The sequence below is a fragment of the Edaphovirga cremea genome (assembly GCF_003332275.1).
Classification (GTDB): Bacteria; Pseudomonadota; Gammaproteobacteria; order Enterobacterales; family Enterobacteriaceae; genus Edaphovirga; species Edaphovirga cremea.
In genome coordinates this window covers 21,626-37,155 of sequence record NZ_QOVA01000015.1, presented here as the reverse complement: position 1 = coordinate 37,155, position 15,530 = coordinate 21,626, and the positions used below count along the sequence as shown (strand labels likewise).

General features: G+C 53.3%; 13 protein-coding genes. 11 read left to right on the top strand and 2 right to left on the bottom strand.

Annotated elements, in window-relative coordinates:
* Positions 1-225: 225 nt before the first annotated feature.
* Both ydgH and DRI82_RS17415 read left to right on the top strand, forming a co-directional pair.
* Positions 226-1,179 carry a DUF1471 family protein YdgH gene (gene ydgH, locus DRI82_RS17420; protein WP_114195183.1) on the top strand — a complete coding sequence of 318 codons (954 nt, stop codon included), beginning with the start codon at positions 226-228 and terminating at the stop codon, positions 1,177-1,179.
* A 265-nt stretch (positions 1,180-1,444) separates the two neighbouring features.
* Positions 1,445-2,836, top strand: coding sequence for an amino acid permease (locus tag DRI82_RS17415; RefSeq protein WP_114195182.1), 1,392 nt, complete (start codon positions 1,445-1,447; stop codon positions 2,834-2,836).
* 43 nt (positions 2,837-2,879) lie between these two features.
* On the opposite strand, the gene DRI82_RS17410 is transcribed toward DRI82_RS17415, so the two are convergent.
* Positions 2,880-3,293, bottom strand: a complete 414-nt coding sequence (locus tag DRI82_RS17410) for a hypothetical protein (protein WP_114195181.1) — start codon at positions 3,291-3,293, stop codon at positions 2,880-2,882.
* 127 nt (positions 3,294-3,420) lie between these two features.
* Here DRI82_RS17410 and folM point away from each other — a divergent pair, with 127 nt between their 5' ends.
* The 6 genes from folM (at position 3,421) to DRI82_RS17380 (ending at position 10,887) form a co-directional block, all read left to right on the top strand.
* The gene (gene folM, locus DRI82_RS17405; protein WP_114195180.1) at positions 3,421-4,143 is read left to right on the top strand and encodes a dihydromonapterin reductase; all 723 of its coding nucleotides are present in this window, start codon (positions 3,421-3,423) and stop codon (positions 4,141-4,143) included.
* Positions 4,144-4,235: 92 nt separating this feature from the next.
* Entirely contained in the window at positions 4,236-4,964 is a 729-nt protein-coding gene (gene rstA, locus DRI82_RS17400) for a two-component system response regulator RstA (protein WP_114195179.1), read from the top strand.
* Positions 4,961-6,265: a two-component system sensor histidine kinase RstB gene (gene rstB, locus DRI82_RS17395; protein ID WP_114195178.1), complete on the top strand. Its 1,305-nt coding sequence runs from the start codon at positions 4,961-4,963 to the stop codon at positions 6,263-6,265. The genes rstA and rstB overlap by 4 nt, the downstream gene beginning before the upstream one ends.
* A 63-nt stretch (positions 6,266-6,328) precedes the next feature.
* On the top strand, positions 6,329-7,810 hold the full coding sequence (locus tag DRI82_RS17390; protein ID WP_170138729.1) for a carboxypeptidase M32: 1,482 nt from the start codon (positions 6,329-6,331) through the stop codon (positions 7,808-7,810).
* A 152-nt stretch (positions 7,811-7,962) separates the two neighbouring features.
* Positions 7,963-10,260 (top strand): RHS repeat-associated core domain-containing protein, encoded by a 2,298-nt coding sequence (locus tag DRI82_RS17385; RefSeq protein WP_114195176.1) that lies wholly within the window; start codon positions 7,963-7,965, stop codon positions 10,258-10,260.
* Positions 10,261-10,887, top strand: coding sequence for a glycosyltransferase (locus tag DRI82_RS17380; protein ID WP_114195175.1), 627 nt, complete (start codon positions 10,261-10,263; stop codon positions 10,885-10,887).
* Positions 10,888-10,978: 91 nt separating this feature from the next.
* Here the strand turns inward: DRI82_RS17380 and DRI82_RS17375 are convergent, their stop codons facing one another.
* The gene (locus DRI82_RS17375) at positions 10,979-12,151 is read right to left on the bottom strand and encodes an ROK family transcriptional regulator (RefSeq protein WP_114195174.1); all 1,173 of its coding nucleotides are present in this window, start codon (positions 12,149-12,151) and stop codon (positions 10,979-10,981) included.
* A gap of 378 nt (positions 12,152-12,529) precedes the next feature.
* Here DRI82_RS17375 and DRI82_RS17370 point away from each other — a divergent pair, with 378 nt between their 5' ends.
* The 3 genes from DRI82_RS17370 to DRI82_RS17360 are packed head-to-tail and all read left to right on the top strand — an operon-like array spanning position 12,530 to position 15,528.
* The gene (locus DRI82_RS17370) at positions 12,530-13,780 is read left to right on the top strand and encodes an extracellular solute-binding protein (RefSeq protein ID WP_114195173.1); all 1,251 of its coding nucleotides are present in this window, start codon (positions 12,530-12,532) and stop codon (positions 13,778-13,780) included.
* Between the two features lie 9 nt (positions 13,781-13,789).
* Positions 13,790-14,692 (top strand): carbohydrate ABC transporter permease, encoded by a 903-nt coding sequence (locus tag DRI82_RS17365; RefSeq protein WP_114195172.1) that lies wholly within the window; start codon positions 13,790-13,792, stop codon positions 14,690-14,692.
* The gene (locus DRI82_RS17360) at positions 14,689-15,528 is read left to right on the top strand and encodes a carbohydrate ABC transporter permease (protein ID WP_114195171.1); all 840 of its coding nucleotides are present in this window, start codon (positions 14,689-14,691) and stop codon (positions 15,526-15,528) included. The genes DRI82_RS17365 and DRI82_RS17360 overlap by 4 nt, the downstream gene beginning before the upstream one ends.
* Positions 15,529-15,530: the final 2 nt, after the last annotated feature.

Here is a 15,530-nt window from a genome sequence, read left to right as displayed (position 1 = left end):
AATTGTAAATTATTAACATTAATGTCACGATAGGGTTAATTCGATAAACTTATGTATATAACGTGCCTTTATCGATCAAACCCAACATAATCACTCTGTCGTACCTGGTGACATAAATTGCTGAGACACTCGGCATTATTACATGTAATAATTGTCGGCTATTCTGTTACACATCAATAATTCAGCACGTTACAAACGTTAATGCGCAAGCCGAAAGGATTTTTTATGAAGCTGAAGAAAACGATCATCGCATCAGCCCTGTTTTCCATCACTGCGCTGTCTGCTGCCCAGGCTGCGCAAGAACTGACTCCCGAGAAAGCAGCGGCGATTAAACCCTTTGATCGCATTACTGTAAGTGGCCGTTTCAATGCTATCAATGAAGCCGCCGCCGCTGTTTCCCGCAAGGCCGACCAACTGGGTGCAGATGCTTTCTATATCCAGGATTTGAACAGCAGTAACAACGGTGGCAACTGGCGGGTTACCGCAGATATCTATCATAACGATGCCCCGGCAGTTGAAAAAACCACCACCTATCGCACCTTCAATGGCATCAATGAATTGCCAAAAGACGAAGCGAACCTGCTGGAACCTTATGACACAGTGAGCGTCAGCGGTTTCTTCCGTAGCCAGCCAGACATTAACGAAGCTGTGGCAAAAGCCGCGAAAGAAAAAGGCGCGGCCTCTTTCTTCATCGTGCGCCAGATTGATGCCAATAGCGGCGGCAACCAGTACATCACCGCTTTTATCTATAAAGCCGATGCACCTAAACGCCAGGTACAGAGTCCGGATGCGATCCCTGCTGATTCTGAAGCCGGTAAAGCCGCACTCGCTGCCGGTGGTGCCGCTGCCGCTAAAGTGGAAATTCCTGGCGTCGCGTCTTCCAGCGCCCCCACGACCAGCGTTGGCCGTTACTTTGAAACCCAGTCGTCTACCGGGAAACGTTACACCGTAACGTTGCCAGATGGCACCAAAATTCAGGAAGTGAACAAGGTGACGGCGGCGCAGATGGTACCGTTCGATTCTGTAAGCTTTACCGGGCACTTCAACAGCATGACCGATGTGTCTGAAGAAGTGGCAAAACGTGCGGCAGCGAAAGGTGCCAAGTACTATCACGTTACCCGTCAATGGCAAAACAAGAGCGGCGGCAACCTGACCGTCGATGCGGATCTGTTCAAGTAAGACTGTTCGCGAATCCCCCACAAGGCAGCCTTATGGCTGCCTTGTTTGTTTCTGTCCTCCTGCCCTGGAAGATGCCTGCTTTTTTGACTTGAATGCCTGCTTTTTTGACTTGAATGCATAGTCAATCATTGCATCAAGCCGATTCACTCCGTAGAATTTGCGCCACTTTTTTAGATGAAACCTCCAGTCACTCACTGAGAGGAGTCACCATTGTGCTGGCCTGCACGTAACGACCAGCTATTTATTCTGCACCGGGAATCCCTCATTGGAAAAGAAATTGGGTCTGACGGCGCTAACGGCGCTGGTACTGAGTTCCATGCTTGGCGCAGGTGTCTTCAGCCTGCCGCAGAATATGGCGGCGGTGGCCAGTCCGGCAGCGCTGCTCATCGGTTGGGGTATCACTGGCGTTGGCATTATTTTTCTGGCACTGGCCATGCTGTTGCTGACCCGTTTGCGGCCCGACCTTGACGGGGGAATATTCACGTATGCCAAGGAAGGATTCGGCGAACTGATTGGTTTCTGCTCCGCCTGGGGATACTGGCTGTGCGCGGTGATTGCCAATGTCTCTTATCTGGTGATCGTCTTTGCCGCCCTGAGTTTTTTTACCGACAATCATGGGCAGGTTATTTTCGGCGATGGCAATACCTGGCAAGCGCTGATCGGGGAATCCCTGCTGTTGTGGATTGTTCATATCCTGGTGCTGCGCGGTGTACAGACCGCCGCTGGCATCAATATGGCCGCAACATTGGCAAAATTACTGCCTTTGGGTCTCTTCATTATCCTGGCGGTAATGGCCTTTCAGTTCGACACATTCAAGTTGGACTTTACCGGTGTTGCGCTGGGCGAACCGGTCTGGCAACAGGTCAAGGACACCATGCTGTTTACGCTGTGGGTATTCATTGGCGTGGAAGGCGCAGTGGTCGTCTCAGCCCGGGCGAAAAACAAAAAAGATGTGGGTCGTGCCACCATGATGGCGGTGTTATCTGCGCTGGCGGTGTATCTGATGATTACGCTGCTGTCGCTGGGGGTGGTGGCCCGGCCTGAACTGGCAGAGATGCGCAATCCGTCAATGGCCGGGATTATGGTCGGTATGATGGGGCCGGTGGGTGAAATCATTATCGCTGCCGGATTGATCATATCGGTCTGCGGCGCGTATCTCAGTTGGACGATCATGGCGGCAGAAGTTCCGCTTATGGCGGCAGAACATGGTGCATTTCCACGGATTTTTCGCGGCCAGAACAAAAATGACGCCCCCGCGGCGTCCCTGTGGTTGACCAACGGCGCAGTGCAATTGGCACTGATCGCCATCTGGCTGACCGGCAGCAATTACAATAACTTACTGACTATTGCGTCAGAAATGATTTTGGTGCCCTACTTTTTGGTTGGCGCATTCCTGTTTAAGATCGCACGGCAGCGGCAGGATAAAAGATTGATTCTGGCCGCTACCGGAGCCTGTAGCTATGGTTTATGGCTCTTGTATGCATCAGGACTAATCAATTTATTGATGTCCGTTCTGCTGTATGCCCCGGGTTTGCTGGTGTTTATTTATGCACGTTATGGCAATACGGAAAGGAAATTACTGAACCGACTGGAGAAAGGCGCTATCTGTTTGATCCTGCTCGCCACCGCGCCAGCGACCTGGTTGCTGATGGGATGAGAGAGAAGCCAAGAGCCTGGCAAATAGTCAATTTAACAGGCTCTCAATGAGGGGAGTTGGAAAACACCACTTCCAAACGTTCCCCCTGCTGGGTCAACTGCAGATCGCTCTTGAATTCCTTGCGGATACTTTGCAACTGCTCAAGCGTCAATGCATAAGGCAGTTGAATGTATACTTCACTCAGTCCCTGCTGCCCGGCGAGGGTGATCAGCCGCACGATATTGGTTTCATCACTGACCTGAGTCGAGACCACTTGCAACGCCAATTCCCGCAACTGCTCTTGGCGGGTTCTCGCATGGGGCTGGCGGGACTTCAAAACCATACCAAAAATAGGCATTACGCCGTAAATCGCATCAACAAAGCGCCAGTGCTTCTTGCACGATGCAGACAGAAATTCCATGTAATCGAAACTGGCTCTCTCACTGCGTGCGATGGGTGCAAGGCGATCGTCGTTCATCCCCTATTCCTCTCCTGATCAGTGCCAGCATGATGAAATGTATAATGAAAATCAGTTACAGCGAATTTTATTGCCTATAATGGCATAATTTACCCATTGAGTGCCAGTCAGTTCAGGAGCTTTAAACATGAGTAACACCCACTTTGCGCCCGTGCTGATTACCGGTGGCGCCAGACGTATTGGGCTGGCATTGGCGAAATCGCTGCTGCAAAAAAACCAGCCCGTCATCGTTGCCTACCGCAGCGAATATCCGGCGTTGACAGAGCTGATTGATTTGGGTGCGGAATGTATTCAGGCGGATTTTTCCAGCAATCAGGGTATTTACCAGTTTGCAGCCACCGTTCAACAGCGTCACGCCAAGTTACGCGCCATTGTGCATAATGCCAGTGCCTGGCTGGCGGAATCGCCTGGCACACCGCCTGAACAAACGATGGCAACCATGCTGCAAATTCACGTTTACACCCCTTATCTGCTCAATCAACTGCTGGAAAACACGCTGCGTGGACAGGGTAACGCCGGGGCAGACGTTATCCACCTGACCGATTTTGTCGTAGAGAAAGGCAGTGCCCGGCATATTGCCTACGCGGCAAGTAAAGCGGCGCTCGATAATATGACCCGCTCTTTTGCCAAAAAAATGGCACCGGACGTAAAAGTGAATGCCATCGCGCCCGCCCTCATTCTGTTTAATCCGGCTGACGACGCGCTGTACCGCAAACAGGCGTTGGACAAGTCCCTGATGAAGGTCGAACCGGGTGAGGATGAGATAGTCGAACTGGTTCATTATCTCATGCGTAGCCGTTATGTGACTGGTCGCACCCATGGCGTTGACGGCGGCAGACCGCTGCGCTGACCCGTTTACGGTTCCATGGCGTTAGTTCAACTCTCGCGCTATGCTGACTATCGTTTTTCTCACAACTATTTAGCGAATGAATTAAAAGGCTAATGAATAAAATTGTATTTGTAGAAGACGATCCGGAAGTCGGTAAGCTCATTGCCGCCTATCTTGGCAAACATGATATCGAAGTGCTGGTTGAGCCCCGCGGTGATACCGCGCAACGCTTTATCGAGCAGGAAAAGCCCGATCTGGTCTTGCTGGACATCATGTTACCGGGCAAGGATGGCATGACGCTCTGCCGAGACCTGCGCCCCGGCTTCAGCGGCCCCATCGTACTGTTGACCTCACTCGACAGCGACATGAACCACATCCTGTCGCTGGAGATGGGCGCCAATGACTATATTCTGAAAACCACCCCGCCCGCCGTGCTATTGGCGCGTTTACGCCTGCATCTGCGTCAACACAATCAACAACCGGGTTGGGATGAAAACATGTCGTCGCTATTACCGCGCAATGCGCTGCATTTCGGTCTGCTGTGCATTGATCCGGTCAACCGTCAGGTTACGCTCGGCGACGAGGATATCGTGCTGTCGACGTCGGATTTCGATCTGATCTGGGAGTTGGCGACCCATGCGGGTCTGATCATGGATCGCGAGGCGCTGCTGTTGAATTTACGCGGCGTCAGTTATGACGGGCTGGATCGCAGTATCGACGTGGCGATTTCCCGCCTGCGCCGCAAACTCTACGACAATGCACTGGAACCTTTTCGCATCAAAACCGTGCGCAATAAAGGTTACCTGTTTGCCCCCAATGCCTGGGAGTCCGTGCAGCAATGAAGAAACTTTTCATTCAGTTCTTCCTCCTGCTGTTTGTCTGTTTTCTGGTCATGGCGATGCTGGTCGGGCTGGTCTATAAAGTCACGGCTGAACGTGCTGGCCGACAGTCAATGGATGACCTGATGAAAAGTTCGCTGTATCTAATGCGCAGTGAATTGCGCGAAATCCCCATCCGCGACTGGAATAAAACCATTAATACGCTGGATCTCAATTTGTCCTTCAAATTGCATATTGAGCCCATCGGTAAACGCCAACTGAGCGATGAACTGGATCGACGCCTGCGGATGGGCGAAATCGTGGCGCTGGATGACGAATATACCTTCTTGCAGCGCATTCCTCGCAGCCATTACGTTCTGGCCGTGGGGCCGATCCCTTATCTTTTCTATTTGCACGAAATGCGCCTGCTCGATCTGGCGCTCTTGCTGTTCATTGGTTTGTCGCTCGCCCTGCCCGTTTTTTTGTGGATGCGCCCGCACTGGCAGGATCTGCTGAAATTGGAAAATGCCGCGCAACGGTTAGGCGCCGGCCATCTGGATGAGCGCACGAATTTCGAAACCACCTCCAGTCTCAATCGCCTCGGTGTCGCGTTCAATCAGATGGCCGACAACATCAGCACGCTGATCGCCAGTAAAAAACAGCTGATTGACGGTATCGCCCATGAGCTGCGTACGCCGCTGGTTCGCCTGCGTTATCGCCTGGCGATGAGTGAAAATTTGCCAGAATCCGAGCATCAGGCACTTAACCGCGATATCGGTCAACTTGAGGCGTTAATCGATGAATTGTTGACCTATGCGCGTCTCGATCGTCCGCAGGTGACGCTGAAACGCGATCCGATCGATTTTCCGGCGTGGTTGGAAGACAAAGTTGAAGACATGCGATTGATCAATCCTGAACGGGAACTGCTGCTGGACATGCCGCATCAGGGTGACTACGGCGGAATCGATCTGCGTTTGATGGAACGCGTGCTCGACAATCTGGTCAACAATGCCCTGCGCTACGCCGACAAACGCCTGCGGATTGGCTTGTGGCTGGACGGGCTTGAGGCCTGTTTGCAGGTCGAAGACGACGGGCCGGGGATCCCGCCCGAAGAGCGATTGCGGGTTTTTGAACCCTTCGTGCGGCTGGATCCGAGCCGCGATCGCGCAACGGGCGGGTGCGGTCTGGGACTCGCCATTGTCTATTCTATCGCCCAAGCCTATCAGGGGCGGGTTTACGTCGATACCAGCCCGTTGGGCGGCGCATGTTTTCGCTTCTGCTGGCCCATCAAACCTGCCTTCAGCCACTCGGCAGAAAAAGCCTGATTTTATCGCCATCAACGGGCAGATTCCCCCGACTGATGACGCATTGACAACATGGAGTGCAACATGACCACTGCTTACCAAAACCTGCGCACGACATTTACACGGCTTTCCCGTTTCGGGCATCTCTCGGCTATCGCTGGCTGGGATATGCAAACCATGATGCCACCACAGGGCGGGCAGGCGCGTTCCGAAGCGCTGGCTGAACTCAGCGTGCTGCAACATCAGATTCTGACCGCAACCCAGGTTGGGCAATGGCTGGAACAGGCACGACAGGATCGGCTCAACGATCTGGAACTGGCCAATCTGCGCGAAATGCAGCGCGCCTATGACAACGCCGTTTTAGTGCCGGAGAGTCTGGTCGAAGCCAAATCCCTGGCTGGCGCACGCTGTGAACACGCCTGGCGAATCCAGCGCAAGGCCAATGATTGGCAAGGATTTGCTGAAAACCTGCGCGACGTGGTCAAGCTCAGTCGACAGGAAGCGCAGATCCGCGCTGAAGCCGCCGGCACCAGTCGCTATGATGCATTGCTGAATCTCTTCGAACCGGGCATGAATACCGCCGCCCTTGACGCTATCTTCGGCGATCTCAAACAGTGGCTGCCCAATCTATTGCAGCAGGTGGTGGAAAAACAGAAAAGTGAGCCATGCCAGTTGCCTCAGGGGCCGTTCGATCTTGAGGCCCAACGCAAACTGAGCCTGAGCGTTATGCACCTGCTCGGTTTCAATTTTGACGGTGGCCGGGTGGATGTCAGCGTGCATCCGTTCTGCGGCGGTGTTCCGCAAGATGTGCGCATTACCACGCGCTACAATGAAAAAGAGTTCACTACGGCGCTGATGGGCATTGTTCATGAAACGGGGCACGCCCGTTATGAGCAGAATCTGCCGCGCGAATGGTTGGGTCAGCCGGTCGCCCTTGCCCGCTCTACCGCGATTCATGAATCCCAGAGTCTGCTGTTTGAAATGCAACTGGCACGCAGTGAAACCTTCCTGAAGATCCTCCGCCCGCTGGTCGTGGCACAATTTGGCGATCAGCCCGCACTGAGTGAAAATAATTTCATCCGTTTGCATCAGCGGGTCAGGCCGGGTTTGATCCGTGTGGATGCCGATGAAGTCAGCTATCCGGCGCACGTTATGTTGCGTTACGAGATTGAGCAGGCGTTGATTGAGGGTGATATTGAGGTCGATGACATTCCTGCATTGTGGAACGACAAGATGCAGAGCTACCTCGGTATTGATACCACAGGTAATTATCGTGATGGGTGCATGCAAGATATTCATTGGACAGACGGCGCATTCGGTTATTTCCCTACCTACACGCTGGGGGCGATGTATGCCGCGCAGTTGTTCCAGTACGCCAATAACGCCATTCCCTCGTTACAGGATGAGATCTCGCGGGGCGATCTGACCGCGCTGTTCCAATGGTTACAGCAGAATATCTGGCAGCATGGCAGCCGCTTCACGACCGATGCATTGATTACCAACGCCACGGGCGAAACATTGAATCCACGTTATTTCCGCCAGCATCTCGAAAACCGTTATCTCTAAGTTTTCCGGGGCAACAGACGTTGCCCCGCATTTCCTTCTCTCTTGAACGCATTTCCTGCCTCTGCACTTCCTGTTTTTGCCAGCCCCTCTAACAATGCCCTACCGATACACTCGGTCAAAGAGATCGTCTCTTTTTACTGAGGGCCTTACCCATGTCATTAACTTCAACGCTGTCCCCCTTTACCCAAACCCCGATGATTTCTGTTCAGGATAATCGCGGGCTGGGCGTCAGAATACTGCAATACAATGTTACGCCTGCCGCGGCAGTTTCCCGTTCAATCACGGCATCAGCAACTCCCGAGCAACGCCTCGCCCGCATGGTATATGACTCTCTCGGTCGTGCAGAAAGCGCCATCGATGCCCGGCTCTTTGCGGCAAACGCCGCCGTTCCCAATCTTCAGAATAAATACTCGCTTATCGACCAGATCTTGCGCAGCGACAGCGTCGATGCCGGTTTCAGCGTGACGCTGCTTGATGCTGAAAGGCGTCACGCCTGGCAGACCGATGGACGCAACACTGTCCGCCGGTGGGAGTATGAAACCACCCTTGGCCGCCCGCTGGCGCTTTATGAACAGCCTGATTCCCTCGATGAGCGGGTCAGCGAACGCTTTATCTATGCCGATGCCAGCGCCGACAGTCAGGCACTGAACCTGTGCGGCCAGTGCACCGGACATTACGACACCGCCGGGCTGAATGCGCGCCAAAGTATGACCATCACCGGCCACCCGCTTGAGCTGCAGCGCACGTTGCTCGCCGATGTCACGTCAGCCGCCGACTGGGCGGGAGAGGCCCCGGAGGATTGGACGGCACTGCTCGGCGCTACGGCTTACGTCACCGCATGGCGGTGGGATGCGACGGGTAACATGCTGGGCCAGACCGACGCCAAAGGCAATATCCAGCGTCTGTCGTATTCGGTTGATGGGCAGTTGGCGGCAAGCTGGCTGACGCTCGACGGCCAGACCGAACAGCCGATTATCACCTCACTCAGCTATTCTGCCGCCGGGCAGAAGTTGCAGGAAATCGGCGGCAACGGCGTGATAACCGACTATCGCTATGAACCGCAAACCCAGCGCCTGCTCGGTATCACCACCACCCGTCCCGAAAGCAGCGGTGTGACGGCGGCGACGCTTCAGTCCCTGAACTACGGCTATGACCCGGTGGGCAATATTCTCACCGTCAGCAACGACTCCGAAGCCACGCGCTTTTACCGCAACCAGAAAGTGACGCCAGAGAGCACTTACGCCTATGACGCACTCTACCAACTCATCAGCGCCAGCGGGCGTGAATCCTCCACCAATACCAACCAAAGCCCCGGCCTGCCTGACCTGATTACCCCGATCCCCACCGACAGTACCCAGTACGTCAACTATACCCGTTCATACACTTATGACTGCGGCGGTAATCTAACGCAAATCAGCCATAACGGCGCCAGCCAGTACACGACAGCTATCACCGTCTCTGACACCAGCAACCACGCCGTGCTGGCAGTTTCCGGGCTGACGGCGAGCGACGTGGAAAGCCAGTTTGACGCCAACGGCAACCAGAATGCCTTGCAATCTGGCAGCCCGGCACTGGCCTGGACGCTGCGCAACGAATTGCAGCAGGTGACGCCGGTCGTTCGCGGAGGCGACGACGACGACAGGGAAATCTATCTGTATGACGGCGGCAATATGCGCATCGTCAAACAGACCACCCAACTCACTGGCGGCACCACCCAGACCCAAACGGTGATTTACCTGCCCGGTCTGGAGTTGCGTACCACCAACAACGGCACGACAGATACCGAGGTTTTGCAGGTGGTGAAGGTCGGTGAAGCCGGTCGGGCGCAGGTGCGGGTGCTGCATTGGGAGAGCGGCGAACCAGACGGTATAACCGGTGACGTATTACGCTACAGCTACGGTGACCAGATTGGCAGTTGCCAGTTGGAGCTGGATTCAACGGGGCAAGTCATCAGTCAGGAGGAGTATTACCCGTATGGCGGTACCGCACTGTGGGCGGCACGCAGCAGTATTGAGGCCGATTACAAAACACGCCGTTATTCCGGCAAAGAGCGCGATGCCACCGGGCTGTATTACTACGGCTACCGCTATTACCAGCCGTGGATTGGCCGTTGGTTAAGCGCTGACCCAGCGGGGACAGTGGATGGATTGAATTTATATCGGATGGTAAGGAATAATCCCATTAACTACATCGATATGTTTGGAGAAATAGCCAAAACAGCTCATTACATTTGGTTGGGTAATAATTCAATACCCGCAGATGCAATGAGTAATATTATTGACTTCAAAGCTAAAAACAGTGAATTCACCGTTAATCTATGGGTTGATAGATCCGACAAATTGATCAGCGATCTCATTAACCGAGGGTATAGCCAGGCATTTCTAAAGAGAATAAATGTGAATACCATTGAAAACTTCGGTCCTCACATTGATGCGGCCATTGGCAGATAGTTGGCAGATACCACCTATAAAAACTATGCGGCCGCCTCTGATATTCTTCGCTTGGCTATTTTAGAAAGGCATGGCGGAATTTATATGGATGTTGATGTTGCTACTCGAAAGTCATTAGGAGGACTGAATCCACAACGACAAAGCACCACGGGTCCATCTACATTATTGATTCATCAAGAAGTCGTTGATGGAAGAGTGAGAATATCCAACGCTGTTATAGCGAGTGAAAAAAATGGGCCAGACATAAAGAAAATGTTGCGATACGCGATAAGCCCTTACGATAATCAAGTTTTCGACATGGGTTTTGCCAGAACCCGAGGTAAAGGTGAAATTACCCGGGCATTGGCACGTTTTCCTGATTTTTCACTATCCGATTTAATGTGGGAGGGAAAACGAAGTGTTCCATCAATAAGACACGCGTTAACCATAGCGGCAACTGGTCCCGGAGTAGTCAGTTCGTATTTGAATGCATCAGGTCTTTCCCCAAGAATGCAATTAAGTAAAACTATTTTGGAGCCAGAAAATTTTGGTCAAAGAACCACCCCTTTGGGTGAATGGAAACAAGGAATGAACGCTGAGGGGCGCTGGGTCGTACCAAGAGTAAAAGCGCGCGCCGCAACAGTGTAGCGTATTCAGGGGCAACCGAGTTTGCTTATCAGGCGGATTTTATGCGGGCGCACTTTTATAGGGCGCCCAGAGGAATCATGAAAAGAGGCGATTATTTCAGCAGGACTTCGTACTGCGGATTAAATTCATCAAAAATGGGCAATGCTGCCGCGCCCAGCGCGGCAGTATCCGTGCCGGTCATCCCCACGCGAACCCGCAGGCCATCCAGGTATTTGCTGCGCACCGATTTATGCAATGGGTGCAGGCGTTTTACCAGTTTCTCAACCAGTTCACCGGGCATCAGCCCGCCAATGATCACGGCTTCAGCATCAAACAGGCATTCGATGATGTTGATCGCCTGCAGCGCGGCAGGCAGTGCAGAATCCAGCCAGTGGTCGAACAGCGCGACATCCACGTTAAGCAGATCCTGCGGTAAAGCCGTCATCGGATCCAGCCCGCACGCCTCATATGCCGCCTGCAGCGAGAGATAGCGCTCAAGGCAGCCCTCATTGCCGCAATAGCACGCCCTGCCGCCCGGTTGCACCACCATGTGGCCGACTTCACCAGCATTGTGCGCATGCCCGGTGTAAATACGTCCATCGGTGAATATCCCTGCCCCCAATCCCGTGCCGATATAAAGGTAGATAAAAGAATTTATCTGCTTGGCGATACCGTGAAAACGCTCACCAATGGCCGCAACAGTGGCATCATTTTCCAAGGTCGCAGGCAGTCCGCTAATGGCAGAAATTCGTTCTGCAACATCGACATTGTCCCATCCGTTCAGGGTCGTGGGTCCCGCAGAGGAGATCCCTTCCACGCCAAAAGGCCCAGGCATCACCACGCCGATGCCCAGCATCTTGCGCCAGTCGATTTTTACCTGTTGGCGCATTTCTTGCAAAACCTGTTCTATCAGCGCCAGCGTGGGTTCCGGTTGTGGCTTTTGCACCGCAATAAAACGCCGGAATCTGACATTGCCGCTCAGATCGACCAGAACGATCAGCAATGACTGATGGTCGAGATGTATACCGATTGAATAGGCACTATCAGGATTGAGAGTCAGGGGCGTAGCAGGTTGTCCCCTGCCACCAATCCGGCGCGGCAGGTGGGAGGAAACAATTCCAGCCTGCTCAAGCTCGGTTGCGATGTTAGACACGGTCTGTGGGGTAAGTGAGGTTAGACGCGCCAGTTCAGCCCGGGTCAGTTCGCCATTCAGACGAATGGCTTCAATAACAACGCGCCGGTTATGTGCCCGCGCATGCTCCAGATTAGTACCGGAAGTTGCCATAAGATCCATCTCGAGAGGAGGTAACGTGAACGCAGTATGGTTTGATGCGTTATAGCAATCAAATTGATTTTGTTAACCCGTAACGATTTGCAGCACGAATGTTAAGTGATTAAAGCTTTCAGGAATTGCACGCCACTTCACAGCTTTCACTGTTAAGGGCATGTTACAAGAGAGCTGTAATCAGTTAACATTTCAGCAACCGAGCCATTGACGGCTCACCTGTTCCATCCGGGAACGGCATCATACTAATATTATTTAACAATAAATATCAATAAGTAACGATAAGCAGACAGGGTCTGCATAATTTTTAACCCCCATTAAGGCAATCAAATTGATTTAATTAAGAAGTCATGACCCACATCCCATCGGAGAGTAATGATGAATAAGCGAGTGACACCTACCCTCACCTTCTGCGCCCTGTCGGCTCTGACGCTGGCGATGTCAGCCCACGCATTGGCTGAGACGCAAATCAATGCCCTGTTCATGTCGCAGGCGGCCTATAGCGAAAATGACATTCGCGCCATGACGGCAGACTTCAGCAAGCTACATCCCGACGTAAAGGTGAATCTGGAATTTGTTCCGTATGAGGCGCTGCATGACAAAATTGTTGCGGCGCGTGGCGCAGGCAGCAATGGCTATGACGTGGTGCTGTTTGATGTTATCTGGCCTGCCGAATTCACCAAATTTGGTCTGCTGCAGGATGTGACGTCCAAGGTCAGCAAAGAGGACGCCAGCAAAATATTCGACGGTGCCATGACCACGGTCACCTACCAAGACAAGGTGTGGGGAATGCCATGGATCCTCGATACCAAATACCTCTATTACAACAAAGCCATGCTGACTAAAGCCGGTATCGCCAACCCGCCAAAAACCTGGCAGGAAGTGGAGCAACAGGCTGAAATCATCAAGCAAAAAGGCATTGTGAAATATCCCCTGGTCTGGAGTTGGTCACAGTCTGAAGCGCTGATTTGCGACTACACCACCCTGGTTTCCGCCTTTAAAGGCCAATTTTATCAGGATGGGAAACTCAATTTCTCCAATCCGGGTGCATTGAAAGCCGTCAGCTATATGAAAGATACGCTGGATAAAGGGCTGACCAACCCGAACTCCCGCGAATATCTGGAAGAAGATGTACGCAAATCCTTCTCCAATGGCGATGCCGCTTTCGCCCTGAACTGGACGTATATGTACAACATGGCGAAAGACCCGAAACAGAGCAAAGTGTCTGCGGATGTGGGTATTGTTCCGGCGCCCGGTTCCGTTGCTGGTGACGCTTCCGGGGTAAACGGTTCTATGGGATTGGGGATCGCCAAGGCCAGCGCCCATCCGGATCAGGCCTGGGAATATATCAGCTACATGACGTCGCAACCGGTGCAGGATAAGTACTCGAAACTGAGCCTGCCGATCTGGAAATCATCGTATGACGATCCTGCCGTACAGAAAGATCAGGAAGAGTTGATCGCCGCCGCGAAAATCGCGCTTAACGTGATGCTGTCGCGTCCGATCACTCCCGATTATTCTCGCCTGTCCAATGGGTTGCAACAGAATGTCCAACAGGTGTTGCAAGGCAAAGTGACTCCTGAAGCCGGTATGCAGGCAGCAACCGAAAGTGCATCCCGTCTGCGTTAAGGATTGAACATGCTCAGTTTGCCACAACGTGAGCGTCGTCAGGCATGGGTGCTGTTGGCACCCATGTTATTGATGATGTTTCTGCTGACAGCCTGGCCATTAGGTCGCACGCTCTGGCTCAGTTTTACCGATACTGCTTTGGTTGGTGATGGTACCGCGCCGTCCTGGGTTGGGGCTGACAACTTTATCTACGCCGTGACCGATCCAGACTTCCGTGCGGCGCTCTGGCGCACGCTCTATTTCACGTTGGTTTCAGTGGCGATTGAAGGCGTGATCGGCGTGTTGGTCGCCCTGCTTCTCAACCAGAAATTCGTCGGGCGCAATGCCTTGCGGGTATTGGTTATCCTGCCGTGGGCGCTGCCGACCATTGTCAATGCAACGATGTGGCGACTCAATTTCAATCCGGATTACGGCAGTATCAATGCACTGCTCAGTCAACTCGGACTCATCGATCATTATCGCAGTTGGCTGGGCGATCCGCTCTCGGCACTGAATGCAGTGATGCTGGCAGATATCTGGAAGAATTATCCATTAATCACCCTTCTGACTCTGGCGGCCCTGCAATCCGTTCCTGAGGATCTGTATGAGGCGGCACGCCTTGATGGCGCCTCGCCCTGGCGGCGTTTTCGCAAAATCACCTTCCCGGCGATCGCGGCACCTTTGGCGGTGGCGCTGATTCTACGGACGATCGATGCCTTCAAAGTGTTCGACATCATTTACGTCATGACGCGCGGTGGCCCGATGGACAGCACCAAAACCGTCAGTTTCTTTGTCTATCAGGAGTCATTCAGTTACCTGCGCGCCGGGAGTGGCGCGGCCTACGCCATTCTGATGACCGTACTGTGCGCCATCCTGATTCTGCTGTACATGGTGCTGTTATTACGTCAGTACCGGGGGGAGAAAAGCACATGAAACGCAAAATACGCCTGATAATGCGTTACTCTGCCGCGCTGTTGTTGGCCGTAAGCATCATCGCGCCAATGCTATGGTTATTTTTGATGAGCGTAAGTTCGGCAGCCGATCTCACGCGTATCCCGCTCGAATGGCTACCGCGCGAATGGGATTTCAGTCGCTATCTGAGCCTGTTGTCCCTGGAGCCGGGCAAACCAGGAACCCTGTTCCTGCATGCACTGGCCAACAGCCTGTTGATTGCCGGTGGGGCGACGTTGATTTCACTGCTGCTGGCCATACCGGCGGCGTACAGTTTTTCACGCTATCCGGGACGCGACGGCTGGTTGTTTGGCAGTCTGGCGATCTATATGGTGCCGCCGGTCGCTTTCGTGCTGCCGCTCTACTTCATCTTGCAGCAGTTGTCGCTGCTCAATACCCACTTCGGGTTGATTCTGGTCTATTGCTCGATGATTTTGCCCTTCCTGACCTGGATGCTGAAGAACCAGTTTGACGCTTTGCCGTTGGATATCGAGCAGGCATCACGGCTCGACGGGCTGCGTTACTGGCAGGTTCTGTTGCGCATTACCCTGCCTCTGGCGAAACCGGCACTCGGTGCATCGGCGCTGTTTGGCTGGCTGCTGGCGTGGGATGAGTTTTTTTATGCCCTGTTGTTTACCAACAACATTGAGGCGCAGACCCTGCCGGTCACCATTGCCGGTTTTACCGCAGGCCGGGCGACTGACGATGGATTGATAGCTGCCGTAGGCATTCTGGCGGCGATCCCGCCGTTATTGATTGCGATATGTTTACAGAGAACGCTGGTGAGCGGCTTAACCAGCGGCGGCAGCAAAGGCTGAGA